Annotated in this window: 14 protein-coding genes, 4 tRNA genes and 1 riboswitch; of the genes, 8 read left to right on the top strand and 10 right to left on the bottom strand. The window is 69.0% G+C overall.

Annotated features, from left to right (window positions below; translation table 11 throughout):
• Positions 1-89: 89 nt before the first annotated feature.
• On the bottom strand, positions 90-650 hold the full coding sequence (locus AB0M51_RS07155; protein WP_344196454.1) for a CGNR zinc finger domain-containing protein: 561 nt from the start codon (positions 648-650) through the stop codon (positions 90-92).
• A 127-nt stretch (positions 651-777) separates the two neighbouring features.
• On the opposite strand from AB0M51_RS07155, the gene AB0M51_RS07150 reads away from it, so the two are divergent.
• Positions 778-849 (top strand) — tRNA-Val (locus AB0M51_RS07150).
• 363 nt (positions 850-1,212) lie between these two features.
• On the opposite strand, the gene AB0M51_RS07145 is transcribed toward AB0M51_RS07150, so the two are convergent.
• From AB0M51_RS07145 to AB0M51_RS07135, 3 genes are read right to left on the bottom strand one after another with little or no spacing between them, the layout of a single operon-like run.
• The gene (locus tag AB0M51_RS07145) at positions 1,213-1,911 is read right to left on the bottom strand and encodes a hypothetical protein (protein ID WP_363748438.1); all 699 of its coding nucleotides are present in this window, start codon (positions 1,909-1,911) and stop codon (positions 1,213-1,215) included.
• Complete coding sequence (locus AB0M51_RS07140; protein WP_344196457.1) at positions 1,908-2,357, bottom strand: hypothetical protein; 450 nt, start codon at positions 2,355-2,357, stop codon at positions 1,908-1,910. Before AB0M51_RS07140 ends, AB0M51_RS07145 begins: the two co-directional genes overlap by 4 nt.
• Before the next feature lie 26 nt (positions 2,358-2,383).
• A complete protein-coding gene (locus tag AB0M51_RS07135) occupies positions 2,384-3,370 on the bottom strand; it encodes an SDR family NAD(P)-dependent oxidoreductase (protein ID WP_344196459.1) in 987 nt (328 codons plus the stop codon).
• Positions 3,371-3,441: 71 nt separating this feature from the next.
• Between AB0M51_RS07135 and AB0M51_RS07130 the strand changes: the two genes are divergently transcribed.
• On the top strand, positions 3,442-4,386 hold the full coding sequence (locus AB0M51_RS07130) for an AraC family transcriptional regulator (RefSeq protein ID WP_344196461.1): 945 nt from the start codon (positions 3,442-3,444) through the stop codon (positions 4,384-4,386).
• Here AB0M51_RS07130 and AB0M51_RS07125 read toward each other — a convergent pair.
• Both AB0M51_RS07125 and AB0M51_RS07120 read right to left on the bottom strand, forming a co-directional pair.
• Positions 4,368-5,300 (bottom strand): aldo/keto reductase, encoded by a 933-nt coding sequence (locus AB0M51_RS07125; protein ID WP_363748434.1) that lies wholly within the window; start codon positions 5,298-5,300, stop codon positions 4,368-4,370. The two genes, AB0M51_RS07130 and AB0M51_RS07125, sit on opposite strands and share 19 nt — an antisense overlap.
• 34 nt (positions 5,301-5,334) lie before the next feature.
• Positions 5,335-5,772 carry a pyridoxamine 5'-phosphate oxidase family protein gene (locus AB0M51_RS07120; protein ID WP_344196464.1) on the bottom strand — a complete coding sequence of 146 codons (438 nt, stop codon included), beginning with the start codon at positions 5,770-5,772 and terminating at the stop codon, positions 5,335-5,337.
• Positions 5,773-5,863: 91 nt separating this feature from the next.
• Here AB0M51_RS07120 and AB0M51_RS07115 point away from each other — a divergent pair, with 91 nt between their 5' ends.
• From AB0M51_RS07115 to AB0M51_RS07100, 4 genes are all read left to right on the top strand, one after another.
• The gene (locus AB0M51_RS07115; protein WP_344196465.1) at positions 5,864-6,742 is read left to right on the top strand and encodes a sigma-70 family RNA polymerase sigma factor; all 879 of its coding nucleotides are present in this window, start codon (positions 5,864-5,866) and stop codon (positions 6,740-6,742) included.
• Positions 6,743-6,888: 146 nt separating this feature from the next.
• Positions 6,889-6,961, top strand: a tRNA-Gly gene (locus AB0M51_RS07110).
• A gap of 22 nt (positions 6,962-6,983) precedes the next feature.
• A tRNA-Cys gene (locus AB0M51_RS07105) sits at positions 6,984-7,054 on the top strand.
• Positions 7,055-7,066: 12 nt separating this feature from the next.
• Positions 7,067-7,141 (top strand) — tRNA-Val (locus AB0M51_RS07100).
• Positions 7,142-7,183: 42 nt separating this feature from the next.
• Here the strand turns inward: AB0M51_RS07100 and AB0M51_RS07095 are convergent.
• From AB0M51_RS07095 to AB0M51_RS07080, 4 genes are all read right to left on the bottom strand, one after another.
• Entirely contained in the window at positions 7,184-7,675 is a 492-nt protein-coding gene (locus AB0M51_RS07095; protein WP_344196467.1) for an EamA family transporter, read from the bottom strand.
• Between the two features lie 472 nt (positions 7,676-8,147).
• A complete protein-coding gene (locus AB0M51_RS07090) occupies positions 8,148-8,891 on the bottom strand; it encodes an SDR family oxidoreductase (RefSeq protein ID WP_344196469.1) in 744 nt (247 codons plus the stop codon).
• 16 nt (positions 8,892-8,907) lie between these two features.
• Positions 8,908-9,975, bottom strand: a complete 1,068-nt coding sequence (rsgA, locus tag AB0M51_RS07085) for a ribosome small subunit-dependent GTPase A (RefSeq protein WP_344196471.1) — start codon at positions 9,973-9,975, stop codon at positions 8,908-8,910.
• A gap of 153 nt (positions 9,976-10,128) precedes the next feature.
• Positions 10,129-11,307: a YihY/virulence factor BrkB family protein gene (locus AB0M51_RS07080; RefSeq protein WP_344196472.1), complete on the bottom strand. Its 1,179-nt coding sequence runs from the start codon at positions 11,305-11,307 to the stop codon at positions 10,129-10,131.
• Between the two features lie 63 nt (positions 11,308-11,370).
• Between AB0M51_RS07080 and AB0M51_RS07075 the strand changes: the two genes are divergently transcribed.
• The gene (locus tag AB0M51_RS07075; RefSeq protein ID WP_344196474.1) at positions 11,371-12,996 is read left to right on the top strand and encodes an acyl-CoA dehydrogenase family protein; all 1,626 of its coding nucleotides are present in this window, start codon (positions 11,371-11,373) and stop codon (positions 12,994-12,996) included.
• Positions 12,995-13,077: riboswitch (ZMP/ZTP riboswitch) on the top strand. It overlaps the preceding gene by 2 nt.
• Positions 13,078-13,106: 29 nt before the next feature.
• A complete protein-coding gene (locus AB0M51_RS07070; RefSeq protein WP_344196476.1) occupies positions 13,107-14,555 on the top strand; it encodes a glycine hydroxymethyltransferase in 1,449 nt (482 codons plus the stop codon).
• Position 14,556 lies beyond the last annotated feature (1 nt).

The raw sequence follows: 14,556 nt of genomic DNA, 5'->3' as shown, positions 1-14,556 counted from the left end.
TCACTAACCCGCCGGCACACGGCCCGTTCGGCGCCCGCCAGGCGGCCGCCCGTCGCTGACGGCGACGTTGGTGAGTGGTGCGGGTCCGGCTACTCCCCCGACGCCTTCCGGCGTTCGCGGTACGCCGCGACGTGCAGGCGGTTGCCGCACGTGCGCGCATCGCAGTACCGCTTCGAACGGTTCCGGGAGAGGTCGATCAGGGCGTCGTCGCAGTCCGGGGCCTCGCAGCGGCGGAGGCGTTCACGTTCGCCGGCGGAGATCACCTGGGCGAGCGCGATTCCGCACTCCACCGTGATCCGGCAGGCCAGTGACGCACCCGCGCGGGAGTAGTGGATGTGCCACGGGTGGCCGTCGTGGTTCGTGAGCCGCGGAGTCGACGTACCACGGGCGATGATCGCGTTGATCATCGTCGCCGCCGAGGCGTCGGAATCGGTCGTGAACACCGGCGCGAACAGCGGCCGCAGATCGCGGACCTCCGCCAGGTCCTTCTCCGACAGCGAGTCGACCGCGCTGAACTCCCGTTCCTGGACGAACTTCTCCAACTCCTCCAGAGTCTCCAGCGAATCGACCTGGCTGTTCGGTCCGGGCAGGGTGTTGACGAGCCGGACCAGCGTCCCGAGCGCCTGCTCGGTGTCGTGCGAGAAAGTCACAATCACGTCTCCAACGCGACGGGATCTCCGTCCTGACCCAAGAGTAGCCCGGCCCGATTAGATCGGCGCCTCATCATGCGCTATGGTTTCACCCGCAACACCACATCAGAAACACCAGCACCACGCTGGGCGATTGGCGCAGTGGTAGCGCGCTTCGTTCACACCGAAGAGGTCACTGGTTCGAACCCAGTATCGCCCACGAAGGCGATAGGCGGCTCGTGCCTGCGGAGAGCGCAGGCCGGGTCGCCTTCGTCATTTTGTGCGGCTGCGCTTCGCTTGCCGCGAGCGGGGGCTCCGCCACCCGCACCCCCTTGCGCCTTCGCTTCGCTCGGCGGCTGGGGGCGGGTCGCGCTGTCAGCTCACCACCCGGGCCGGGTTCATCCGCGGGCGGCCTTCGCTTCGCTCGGGGGCTGGGGGTGGGTTGTGCTGTTGCCTCAACACCCGGGCCGGGGTTCACCCGCGGGCAGCCTTCGCTTCGCTCGGTGGCTGGGGGCGGGGTGCGCTGTTACCTCACCACCCCGGCCGGCGTTCACCCGCAGGCGGCCTTCGCTTCGGTCGGCTGTTAGGTGGTGGGGGCTGGTGGGTGGGTTGGGGCTTGGAGGGGTTGGGTGGGTGGGAGGTCGTCTGCTTGGGCTTCTACGAAGGCTGTGCAGGTTGGGTCGGCGCATTCGCAGTCGAAGGTGATGGGGGTGGTGGGGGTGCGGGCCTGGGTTGCTAGTTGGGTGTTGCCGAGGCGGATGTAGGACTGGCGGGTGGGGGTGTCGGGGTGGGTGGTCAGGTAGGGGGCGAAGTGGTGTTCGAGGGCTGCGAGGGTTTGGGGGATGGTTTGGTTGTCGACCTCGAGGACTGTTGCGGGGGTGCCTGCCAGCTGGTCGTGGATCAGTTGCCACCCCCAGATGAGGCCTTCGTGGTTGATGCCGGGGTTTCGTACGTGGAGCCTTGCCTGTTGTTCTGGTTTGGAGGGCATCAGCCAGACTGCGTTGCGGGCGGTGCCGGCCATGGCGGGGGTGACGAAGGCGCCTTCGACGATGACGGGGGCGTCGGCGGGGAAGGACTGGAGGTCCTCGCGGATCATCGGGCCGCGGTCGAAGGTGCCTGGGCCGGTGTGTGGTGTGTGGAGGCCGGCGTCGATCGCGCGGGCTTCGTGGAGGAAGGCGTGGGCGTCGACGCTGTACCAGATGTAGCCGTGCTTGCGGGCCAACAGCCGACTGAGAGTGGACTTGCCGGCTGCGGCGGGGCCGCCTACCCAGAGGACGGTCATTCGGGGAAGACCTCCGGAAACAGGTCGCCGGGGATGAGGACAGGACAATCCAACTGCCAGGCCGTCGGGAGTTCCGGGAACGGGACCCGCGGACCGGCGCCCAAGCGACCTTCGAGCGCCAGCGCGACCGGGCCGGTGGCCGCAGGGCGCACCTTGGCGCCGGCCCCGTTGAGCAGGTCCACGAGGGCCGCATACACGTCTGCGGGAAGGGCTCCGTCGATGACGTCGCACCAGACCTTCGCCCGGCCGCCGGGCTTCAGCCCGACGCCGAGGAAGAGCCCCAGGTCGCCAAACGCCTGGGAGTAGTAGCTGAAGTACTCCGTGCACGTCCAGGTCAGGGTCTTGATGTACGCCGCCAACTCCCCCGTCCCGGCGGGCAGGCGATCCTTCAGTACTGCGTCGGGCTGGTAGAGCCGGGCTGCGCCCAACTGGAAGTACGGCGTCATGCGGCGGACGATAGCGAGCCGTCGGCTCAGTGCTTGACGAGTTCCTCGCTGAGGTTCCACAGGCGTACGGCGGAATCCGGGTCGACCGCGTGCGGCACCACGTCGGACCGGACGTCCGGGTCGTGGAAGTCCGTGTCGCCGACCGTGTCGAGCGGCGACACCTCGTTGTCCTTCAGGTACGTCCCGCCGTGCCCCTCCAGCAGCGGACTCGTCGCGCCGAACACGGCCGTACTCGCGCCCTGCGCCGCGGTCTTGCGCTCGCGGGACGGGTCGACGATCTGGTTGCCGTCCGCATCGGTCAGCCCCATCGCCCGCAGGTCCTCGGGCGACAGCCACGCCGTACGGGCCTCCCCCACCGCCAGATGCGGGCCGAGGTTCGTGGTGATCACGATGCCGGGGTGTGCGGCGAAGGCGTGGATGCCGTACTGCGACCACCGCCGCTCCAGCTCCACCGCGAACAGGACGTTCGCGGTCTTCGACTGTCCGTACGCGAGCATCGGGTCGTACTCCCGCTCGAAATGCGGGTCGTCCCAACGAATGTCGGACAGCCGGTGCCCGCCCGACGTGACGTTCACGATCCGTGCGCCGTGCGCCGCCCGAAGAGCGGGCAGTAGGCCGAGTGTGAGCTGGAAGTGCCCGAGGTGGTTCGTGGCGAACTGCGACTCATACCCGCGGGCGTCGCGGTGCAGCGGGCCGGCCATGATGCCGGCGTTGTTGATCAGGATGTGCAGCGGCCGCCCGGTCGCGAGGTACCGCTCGACGAACGCGTCGATCGACTTCGGATCGAGCAGGTCCAACTGGCTCGCCTCCGGGTCGTCGACCGCGGCGGGGTCGCGGACCGCGACCGTGACGTGCGCGCCGGCCTTGCGCAGTGCGCGCGTCATCTCCAGGCCGAGGCCCCGGTGGCCGCCGGTGACGATCGCGTTCTTGCCGGTCAGGTCGATGCCTTCGAGTACGTCGTCGGCGGTCGACGCCGCGGTGAATCCGGTCCCGATGAGCTGTTGTTTGGTCATGCCTCCACCTTGGCGCGCGATCGGCGTACGATGAATAAGTATCCGTCCATACTTTCTTCGCGAGAGTACAGATGACTGATCAGCTGTCCGAGGTGTTCGAGCTCGTCGAGGTGCGCGGGCTGGTGTCCGGCGGGTTCGCGGCCCAAGGCCCGTGGGTGTCGCGTGCGACGCTGCGGGAGACGTTCAAGTTCATCGCGATGGTCAGTGGCCGCGCCCGGCTGACGACCGACGGCATCGACGCGCCGATCGAGCTGCGGCCGGGCGACGTCGCGATCCTCAACAACCGCTCCCGGCTGGAGCTGTCCGGAGGCCCGGACGACGGCTCGGACGACGGCTCGGGCGGCCCGGTCCGGGAGGTCGAGCCGATCGAGACCGGGCTGGAGCTGCTGGAGGCCGACTGGGACAGCAACGACATCGTCCTCGGCGGCCGCATCGACCTGAACGAGGCCGGGCGGACCCTGCTCGGCGAGGCACTCCCACCGGTCGCGCACGTGCAGGCCTCCCCGAGTACGGGCGCGAACCTCCGCGGCAGCCTGCACCGGTTGTTCGCGGAGGTCACCGGCAACCGGATCGGCTCCGCGTTCGCGATCCGCCAGCACGCCCAGCTGGTGCTGCTCGAAGTCCTCCGCACGTACGTCGAGCAAGCCGAGCTCCCGCCCGGCTGGCTGCGCGTCCTGACCGACGAACGCCTCCGTCCCGCGCTCACCCTCATGCATTCGCAGCCGGACACGCTGTGGGGCCTCAACGAACTCGCGCATGCCGCCGCCATGTCCCGCACTGCCTTCGCCGAGCGCTTCCGCGCCGTCGCCGGCATGCCACCCCGCGCGTATCTGAACCGCTGGCGCATGATGCTCGCCCAACGCGCCCTCCGCAACGGCGACGTCAGTGTTGGATCACTCGCCTCCGAGCTGGGCTACGCCTCCGAGAGCGCCTTCAGTACTGCGTTCAAACGCGAGGTCGGCGAGTCCCCGCTGCGCTACCGCTTCAACGCCCGCGCTCAGGCCTTGTCGAGCTGAGCCACCAGCTCATCGTCCAACCGCAAGTCGACAGCCCCGAGCGCCTCCTCCAGCTGAGCAACCGACGACACGCCGACCAGCGGTACGACGCGGTGGTGCAGCAGCCACGCGAGTACTACCTGGTTGACGGTCACCCCCAGCTCCCCCGCCACATGGCGGATCGCCTCGAAGCGCACGTACGCCGTCGGGTGCGCATAGCCGCGCTGCTCCGAGAAGGGCCGCTCTGGACGCACATACGAACCGGTCAGCAGCGGCTGGTACGCAACCAACGTCACGTCCGGGTGCTCCGCCAGGTAGTCGTAATGCTCGATCCCAGCGTGCTGGAAGTGCGGTGTGCCGCGGCGCAGAACCCCTTGCAGCGCAGGCGGATTCGGCCACAGGTAGGTCGAGTGTTGCTGGATCACGGTGTACTGCGCGACGCCCTGAGCGGCTGCTGTCTGCCGAGCACGGTCGAACCGCCAAGTGGCGGTATTGCTACAGCCGATCCGGTCCACAACCCCGTCCGCCGCCAACTGCCCAAAAGCGGCCACAGTCTCCTCAAGCGGAGTGCTGCGGTCGTCGATGTGCGCGTAATACAGACCGATCCGCTCGACACCCAGCCGCCCCAGGCTGCCCTTTGCTGCCTCGCTGACAGCCCGTGCGCTCAAACCTTCCCAATGCGCATCACCGGGATCGCCCGGCACCGTCGTACGCGCACCACACTTCGTAGCGATCACCAGGTCGTCGCGGTCGGCACGCGTCCGCAGCCAGCGCCCGAGCAACTCCTCGCTCTCCCCGCCGTGCCCGACCCACTGGTTGTAGTTGTTCGACGTGTCGATGAACGTCCCGCCCGCATCCACGAACCTGTCGAGGATGGCGAACGCGGTGTCGGCAGGCGTCGACGTACCGAAGTTCATGGCTCCCAAACACAACATGCCGTCCAGCCTGCCTTCTCGACCGCGCTCTAAGTCAAGAGAGCCAGCGGCCGTTCTCCATCAGTACACGCTCCTTCAGCTCCTCGACCTCGCGCCACGCCTGGATCTTGGTCGGCGTCACCCGGAAGAACGGGTAGTTCGGCAGCGGGCGCGGGTCGAAGCCGGCCTTCGCCGCGAACGCCGCGCCCTCCGCGTCGGTCGCTTCGACCACCTCGACGGTGCCGGTCACGTGGACGACGTCGCGGACCTCGCCGATCGTCAGCTGCACCTGCGGGTTCGCGATCAGGTTGCGCGCGGTCGGGTTGGTGCGCGTCGTCGACAGCAGCAGTGTGCCGTCGGTCCACAGGAACGAGAGCGGCATCAGGTACGGCGTACCGTCGAGCGAGGCCGTCGACACCCAGGCGTCGACGTCTTTCTCCAGGCGGTCCAGGGTGTCCTGCTTGCGGACCGCTGCGGGGCGGGCTGCCGTCATGGCGTACTCCTCTGTCACATGTCGTCCTCGGGCTCCGTCAATCGGTTGACGGCGCCGGGCCGCACAGTGTGACAGGTGAGAGGTTGACGAGATGACCGGGGACGACTGGCTGGCAGTGCGGTTCGAGGAGAACCGGGACCGGCTGCGCGCCGTCGCGTACCGGATCCTGGGCTCCGAACCGGAGGCGGAGGACGCGGTCCAGGAGACCTGGATCCGGCTCAGCCGCAGCGACAGCGACAGCGAGACGATCGACAACCTCGGGGGGTGGCTGACGACGGTCGTCGGACGGATCTGCCTGGACATGTTGCGAACCCGCCGCGGCCGGCCCGAACTCCCGGTCGGCGAGCACTCCCCCGTGCTGACGGACGACGGCGTACCGGATCCGGAGCTCGAGGCGATCCAGGCGGACTCGGTCGGGCTGGCGTTGCTCGTGGTGCTCGAGACGTTGTCGCCGGCCGAGCGGCTGGCATTCGTGCTGCACGACCTGTTCGCCGTACCGTTCGAGGACATCGCGCCGATCATCAAGAAGTCGCCGGCCGCGGCGCGGCAGATCGCGAGCCGGGCGCGACGACGCGTCCGCGGTACGCCGGGACCGACCGACGTGGATGTGCTGCGCCAGAAGGAAGTCGTGACCGCGTTCCTGACCGCGGCGCGGGAGGCCGACTTCACCGGCCTGCTCGAGGTACTCGACCCGGAGGTCGTGGTGCGCGGGGACGCTAGCGCCGCGTCGTACGGGTCAACGATGGCGCCGTTGTCCGGAGCCGCCGAGGTCGCGCAGGCCTTCACCGGGCGGGCTCGGGCAGCCAAGCTGGTGCTCGTCGACGGGATGCCCGGGCTGGTGTGGATGCAGCGCGGCGAGCCGCTGATTGTGTTCTCTTTCACGGTTGCCGGCGGGCGTGTCGCCGCGATCGACCTCCGGGGTGATCCGGAGTACCTCGAAAGCGTCGATCTCGTGACCTTGCGGGCCTGATCCGACGGCGTGGCGAGTGGACAGGACCGGGGTGGATCGTGCGCGCGCCGAGGCGGCTCGGAACCCCCTGGAATCCGGTTTTTGCGGACGCGAAAAGTGCGCTACTGTTCTGCTCTCGCAGGGAGCGGAAACGCTCACAGCGAAGCGCGGACGTAGCTCAGTTGGTAGAGCGCAACCTTGCCAAGGTTGAGGTCGCCGGTTCGAACCCGGTCGTCCGCTCGGAGAGGGTTCGGCTCTCAGTGGTGGAGTGGCCGAGAGGCGAGGCAACGGCCTGCAAAGCCGTGTACACGGGTTCGAATCCCGTCTCCACCTCGTACAGCACGCGGACGATTGGCGCAGCGGTAGCGCGCTTCCCTGACACGGAAGAGGTCACTGGTTCGATCCCAGTATCGTCCACCAACAGGCGGCGTGGTCAGCGAAAGACTGACCACGCCGCCTTTTTCAATGGCTGCGAGCTTGAGCGACGACCGCGAGCAGCAGCACTGCTGCTCCTGTGACGGCCAGTGCGGTCAGGTGCTCGTGGAAAGCGAGGACTCCAATGGCTGTTGCTACTACGGGTTCCAGGAGCGCTATTACTGCTGCTGTTGAAGCCTTGAGGGTTCGTAGGCCGGCGTAGAACAGCGTGTAGGCAAGAGCGGTGGGGACCAGGCCGAAGTACGCGATCAAGAGCCAGCCTGTCCACGTTGTGGGGAGTTCTGCGAACGGTGCCAGCACCAGCGCTCCGGTGATGAAACCTACGAGGGCTGTGGCCAGCGGGTCTTGGCCGTTTCGGTTCAGGAGCGTGGTGATTGAGTAGCCGACGGCCGAGGCCACGGCGGCTGCTATGCCGGTGAGGCTGGCGGTGCCGGTCGTGGCTGTGAGAAGGACCAGGCCGGCTATGGCGGTGAAGGTAGCTGCGGTGAGGCGTTCGCGGGCGGCGATGGTGATGATCACCGGCGCAGCGCCCAGAGCGACCACGGTGGCGATTCCTACACCTACACGTGGGATTGCGGTGAAGTAGCCGAGTTGGCAGATGGCCAGGCCGACGCCGCTCAGTGCGGCACGTCGCTGGACAGGTCGGCGACGTACGGCAGGCAACAGCCAGACGGCTGCGGCGGCCAGGCGCCAAAAGGACGTGGCCAGCGGCGACAGACCGGCGTACGTCGACAGCAAGACGCCGGTGGGGCCGCCGGTACCCCAGGCGAGGGCGGCGAGGATTACTAGGACAAGGGCACGCCGATGGTGCATCGGACACTCCGGGATGGTGTTCGCAACGAAGGATGGGGCGTCTGCGAACAGCCCGAAGAAGCCCAGGTCACAGGACCTGGGCGCGTGGGGGAAGCCGTCCGCTAAGCGGCGGTCGGCGGAGTGATGATGCGATGCACGAGGCAGACCTTAGCCAGTGCCGCAAAGCTCGGCGAGTGGATTACATGCGGAGGTATGAGCCGCCGTTGAAGTCGAGGACCGTGCCGGTGGCGAACTCTGCTTCGGCCGAGGCCAGGTAGCAGATGGCGGCGGCCACCTCGGACGGGTCTGCTACACGTTCCAGGGGGCTTTCCAGGCGGCGCCGGTCGTAGCCTTCGCCGGCCAGGTTGACCGCGGCCATGTCGGTGACGGTCCAGCCGGGGGCGATGGCGGTGACGGCGATTCCTTCGGGCCCCAGGGCGCGGGCCAGGGATTGGGTGAAGGAGACGATCGCCGCTTTCGAGGCGCCGTACGCCGGCTGGTTCGGCTCGCCCCGGAACGCACCGCGGGACGACACGTTCACGATCCGGCCGCCGCGGGTCATGTGCCGCACTGCGCACCACGTGACGTTGGACGGACCAACGAGATTCACCGCGAGCGTGTCCGCCCACGCGCGCTGCCACTCGGCGTACGTCGTCTCCCGGATCCGGTGCGGGTGGTACACGCCGGCGTTGTTCACGAGTACGTCGATGCTGCCCAGCGCGGTCGCGGCGTCCGACACCATCCGCTCGATCGCGTCCGGATCCGCCAGGTCCGCCTGGACGGTGAGATGACCCGACCCGGGCAACTCCTTGACGAGTCGGGAGGCCGCCTCCCCGGACGAGCTGTAATGCACCGCCACCCGGTCCCCCGCGGCGGCGAAGGCCCGCGCCGTCGCCGCACCGATCCCCCGCGAAGCCCCTGTCACCAGCACTGATCGGTTCATGCGACCGATCCTGCCATCAGGGACGCGGCGTCCAGTCCTTGCGGTACGACTTCGCCGCCCGGACCCTCTGCCTTTTCGCCTCGTTCCGCAGCCGCACGTCCGCCCGCCGAGCCATGTACGCCGCTTCGCGCTGCAGCTTCACCCAGCTCTCGTAGCGCCGGTACGGCAACGTCCCGTCCTCGAGACCCGCCCGTACCGCGCAGCCCGGCTCGGACTCGTGTGAGCAGTCCTTGAACTTGCACTGCTCCGCCAGCTCAGTGATGTCCGGGAACGCGGCAGCCAGGCCCTCCCCGCTCTCCTGCAGACCGATCCCCCGCAGCCCGGGCGTATCGATGACGACGCCCCCACCCGGCAGCACGATCAGCTCACGCCGTACCGACGTGTGCCGTCCCTTGCCGTCCTCCCGGATGTCCTGCACGTCCAGCAGCTCTACACCGGCCAGCGCGTTCACCAGCGACGACTTACCGGCACCACTGGATCCCAGCAGCGCCAGGGTCGCGTCGCCGGCCAGTAGCTCGCGTACGGCGTCCATCCCGGCGCCCGTGCTCGCACTACACACGAGTACGTCGGCCCCGGGCGCGGCAGCAGCCACGTCCTCGGCCAGCAGGTCGGCGTCGTTGACGAGGTCCGACTTGGTCAGTACGACGACCGGCCGCGCGCCGCTCTCCCACGCCAGCGCCATGAAGCGCTCGATCCGGACGATGTTCGGCTCGGGGACCAGGCCGACGACGATCGCGATCACGTCGACGTTCGACGCGAGCACCTGGCCGCGGGACGAGCCGCCGACCTCGGCCCGGACGATCGCCGACCGGCGGGGCAGCACCGACTCGACCGTGATCCGGTCGTCCGGCCAGGATCGCAGTACCACCCAGTCACCCGTGCACGGGCCGGCCTGGGCGTCGGAGGCCATCTCGGCGAGCAGCGCCCCGGACCAGCTGGCCCGGACCGGCCCGCCCTCGGTGAAGACCGTCGCCAGGCCCTTGTCGACCCGGGCGACGCGTCCCGGGACCAGGTCCGCGGGAACGGTTTGCAGACAATCGGCCGTGGAGCTGTCGAGTCCCAGGGCCTGGAGTGTGGCTGACATGCGGCGAACCTTTCGAAGGGTCCGGCCGCGGGATTCAGCTCCGCGGACGGACGATGCGGGAGACAACGGGCCGTACGGCCTGTTCGAAGCTCATGGCGGATTGCCTCCCTTCGGGTCCTTTGCGGTCCGCCAGGACCGTCTGTCGCGATGCCGTCAGCGTAGGTCGTCGGTGTCCCCCTGCGCACCCGGTTTTCCGACCCGGGCCGGCTCGTCGGGATCCTTCTTCGCCACGGTCTTCCGCGCGGCCTTCTTCAGACTCTTCTGCACCGCCGGAGCGACGTTCCGCGGGTGCTCCGCGAGCTCCTCCAGCTTCCGCGCCGCCTCCGCCTCCGGGCGTTCGTCGGACTCGACCGGCGTCAGCGGGTGCGTGTGCGGGTGGTCGTGGTGCTGCTCCGGCTCGGCCTTCATCACCGGCTCGACGTCGTCCTTGTCCTCGGCCGGCTCGGGCTCTTCCTTCTTGACCTCGGTGACGTGCGCCTTGTGCGGCCACAGCCGGTCCACCACCGCGTTCAGCGCGGCGCCGATCAGTACCGCGATCGCGGTCATGTAGAGCCACATCAGTACCGCGATCGGTGCCGCCAGCGGGCCGTAGATCGACGTACCGCCGACCGTGCTCTGCAGGATCCAGCGGAGCACGAAGCTGCCGAGGATCCAGATCGACAGCGCCAGGAACGAGCCGGGCAGGTCCGAGACCCACGGCGTCCGGATCGGGACCGACAGGTGGTACAGGGTGTTCAGGAAGCCCGCGGACAGGATCGTGACCACCGGCCAGTACAGCTGGTTCAGGAAGTCGAGGCGGTGCGGCAGCAGGGCGTCGACCGCGTCCGGGCCGGCCAGCACCAGAGGCAGCACGATCACGCCGATGACCAGCGCGGCGCAGTACAGGCTGAAGGACAGTGCGCGGGTCTTGACGATGCCGCGCTTGCCGCCCATCCCGTACATGATCGTGATCGTGTCCACGAACACGTTCAGCGCGCGGCTGCCGGACCACAGCGCGAGCACGAATCCGATCGAGATCACGTCCGGCCGGCCGCCGTTCAGCACCTGGTCCAGCGTCGGCGAGATGACGTTCCGGATCGAGTCGTCGGTGAGCGCCTGGGCGGCCAGGTCGACGATCTGCTGCTTGATGTCGTTGATCGTCTCGACCTCGAACCACTTGCTCGCGATGTAACCGAGCGAGCCGGCCAGCCCGAAGATCAGCGGCGGCAGCGAGAGGATGGCGTAGAACGCCCCCTCCGCCGCGAGTCCGGTGACCCGGTAGCGCAGACACACCCCGATCGTCTGGGTGAGCAGCCTCCAGGTCGTCGCGGGGACCTTGCGAACCCATGCCAATGAGAGGGAGCTCCCACCAGTGGGTCCTGCCCCAGAACGTGCCATACCGCTTACCGTACTGACATGGCGGACCCATTCGCGGTAACGAACCAGGCTCCCCCACTGCGGGGCGTGAACTTCTTCACGCGGGACGCGGCCCTCGGTGACGCTCTGCGTCCGTACGCCGGGCTCACCGGCGACCTCACCGCGGATCCCGGCCTGACCCGGATCGGCGAGCTGGCCGGCTCCGAGGAGGCCCGCGCGCACGCCCTCCCGGCCAACCAGAACCCGCCCGTCCTACGGACCCACGACCGGTACGGGAACCGGATCGACGAGGTCGAGTTCCACCCGTCGTGGCACTGGCTGATGGAGCAGGCCGTCGGGTTCGGGCTGCAGGCCGCGCCGTGGACGAGCGACAGCCCCGCGCCGCACCTGCGACGGGCGGCCGGGTTCTACCTCTGGTCGCAGGTGGAGCCCGGGCACGGGTGCCCGATCTCGATGTCGTACGCCGCGGTCCCGGCGCTGCGCGCGGACGAGCGGCTGGCGGCGGAGTGGGTGCCGCGCCTGGCGTCCACGGAGTACGACGTACGCCGGCTGCCGGCCGCGGCGAAGGGCGGCGTACTGGCCGGGATGGGGATGACCGAGAAGCAGGGCGGGTCCGACGTACGGGCGAACCTGACGACGGCGACGCCGGCCGGGGACGTGTACCAGCTGGACGGGCACAAGTGGTTCTGCTCGGCGCCGCAGGTGGACGTTTTCCTGGTACTGGCGCAGGCGCCGGACGGGCTGAGCTGCTTCGTCGTACCCCGGGTACTTGCCGACGGCAATCGGAACCCGTTCGCGTTGCAGCGGCTGAAGGACAAGCTCGGGAACCGGTCGAACGCGTCGTCGGAGGTCGAGTTCCACGGGACGATCGGGTACCGGCTCGGCGACGAGGGGGCCGGCGTACGCACGATCATCGAGATGGTCGCGGCGACCCGTCTCGACTGCGTGCTCGGGTCGGCCGCGCTCCAGCGGCGCGCTCTCGTCGAGGCCGTCTGGCACACGCGCCACCGATCCGCCTTCGGTGGGCTGCTGTCGGACAAGCCCGCGATGCGGAACGTGCTCGCCGACCTGGCGATCGAGAGCGAAGCGGCAACAGCCCTCGCCATGCGCCTCGCCGCCGCCGTCGACGGGGGCAGCGAGGCTGAAGGGGCGTTCCGGCGGATCGGGTTGCCGTTGGCGAAGTTCTGGGTGTGCAAGCGGACGCCGTTCATGGTGGCCGAGGCGCTGGAATGTCTTGGCGGGAACGGGTACGTCGAGGAGTCCGGGCTGCCGCTGTTGTACCGGGAGTCGCCGTTGAACTCGATCTGGGAAGGGTCCGGCAACGTGAACGCGCTCGACGTACTGCGAGCGCTGCGCCGTCCGGAGTCGCTCGACGCCTGGCTGACGGAGCTGGCCGCGGTGCAGGGCGCGGACCAGCGGCTGGACGCGGCCGTGAACGACGTACTGCAAGCGCTTGCTGACGCGGAGAACGCAGAGGCAGGGGCGCGCCGGCTGGCCGCGCAGATGGCCCTGTGCCTGCAAGCTTCGTTGCTGATCAGGAACTCGACGCCGGAGGTCGCGGATGCGTTCGTGGCGTCCCGGCTGGCCGGCGATTGGGGCGGGGTGTTCGGGACGCTTCCGAGGACGACTCCCTTCGAGCGGATCCTCGAGCGCACGATAGGGTGAGCGACGTCGCGACTGGCGCGCTGAAGGTGGAGAACCACCGGGGAGCGAAACCCGTCGGCACCGTGCGCCTGGGTGCCTTCGACCCACTGCAAACCGCAGGAGAGACAACGATGACTCAACCCTTCGATGCCGCCGCCGCGTCGGCCGCGTACAACAACGCGCTGCAGGTGATCGCCGCGGTCGAACCGACGATCGCCGGCGCGATCAAGGCCGAGCTGGCCGACCAGCGGTCCTCGCTGAAGCTGATCGCCAGCGAGAACTACGCCTCCCCCGCCACGCTGCTCACGATGGGCAACTGGCTGTCGGACAAGTACGCCGAGGGCACCGTCGGGCACCGCTTCTACGCCGGCTGCCAGAACGTCGACACCGTCGAGCAGACCGCCGCCGACCACGCGCAGGCACTCTTCGACGCCCCGCACGCGTACGTCCAGCCGCACTCCGGCATCGACGCGAACCTGGTCGCGTTCTGGGCGATCCTGGCGCAGCGGATCGAGTCCCCGGCGCTCGCCGAGGCCGGTGCGAAGCACGTCAACGACCTGTCCGAGGAGGACTGGACCAAGCTCCGCAAGGCGCTCGGCGACCAGAAGATGCTCGGCATGTCGCTGGACGCCGGCGGTCACCTGACGCACGGTTTCCGGCCGAACATCTCCGGCAAGATGTTCAACCAGCACTCGTACGGCACGAACCCGGAGACGGGGCTGCTGGACTACGACGAGGTCGCCCGCAAGGCGCGCGAGTTCAAGCCGCTGATCCTGATCGCCGGCTACTCGGCGTACCCGCGCAAGGTGAACTTCGCCAAGATGCGCGAGATCGCCGACGAGGTCGGTGCCACGCTGATGGTCGACATGGCGCACTTCGCCGGCCTGGTCGCGGGCAAGGTGTTCACCGGCGACTTCGACCCGGTCCCGCACGCGCACGTCACCACGACGACCACGCACAAGTCGCTGCGCGGCCCGCGCGGCGGCATGGTGCTCTGCCAGCCGGAGTACGCCGAGTCCGTCGACCGCGGCTGCCCGATGGTGCTCGGCGGCCCGCTCAGCCAGACGATGGCCGCGAAGGCGGTCGCGCTGGCCGAAGCGCGGCAGCCCTCGTTCCGGGAGTACGCGCAGAACGTCGCGGACAACGCGGTCACGCTCGCCGAGGGACTGATGAAGCGCGGCGTCAAGCTCGTCACGGACGGCACGGAGAACCACCTCGTGCTGCTGGACGTCTCGTCGTACGGCATCACCGGCCGGCAGGCCGAGTCGGCGCTGCTCGACGCGGGCATCGTGACGAACCGGAACGCCGTACCGCGGGACCCGAACGGGGCCTGGTACACGTCCGGCGTCCGGATCGGTACGCCGGCGCTCACCACGCGCGGGTTCGGGGCCGACGAGTTCGACCGGGTGGCCGAGCTGATCGTCGACGTACTGTCGTCGACCACCCCGACCACCACGTCCGCGGGCGCCCCGTCGAAGGCGAAGTACGTCCTCGCCGACGGCGTCGCCGACAAGACCAAGGCCGCCTCGGCCGAGATGCTGGACAAGTTCCCGCTCTACCCGGGCCTCGAGCTCAGCTGAT

The organism is Kribbella sp. NPDC051137 (genome assembly GCF_040682535.1).
Taxonomy (GTDB): Bacteria; Actinomycetota; Actinomycetes; order Propionibacteriales; family Kribbellaceae; genus Kribbella; species Kribbella karoonensis.
This window is presented reverse-complemented; position numbering and strand designations above follow the sequence as displayed.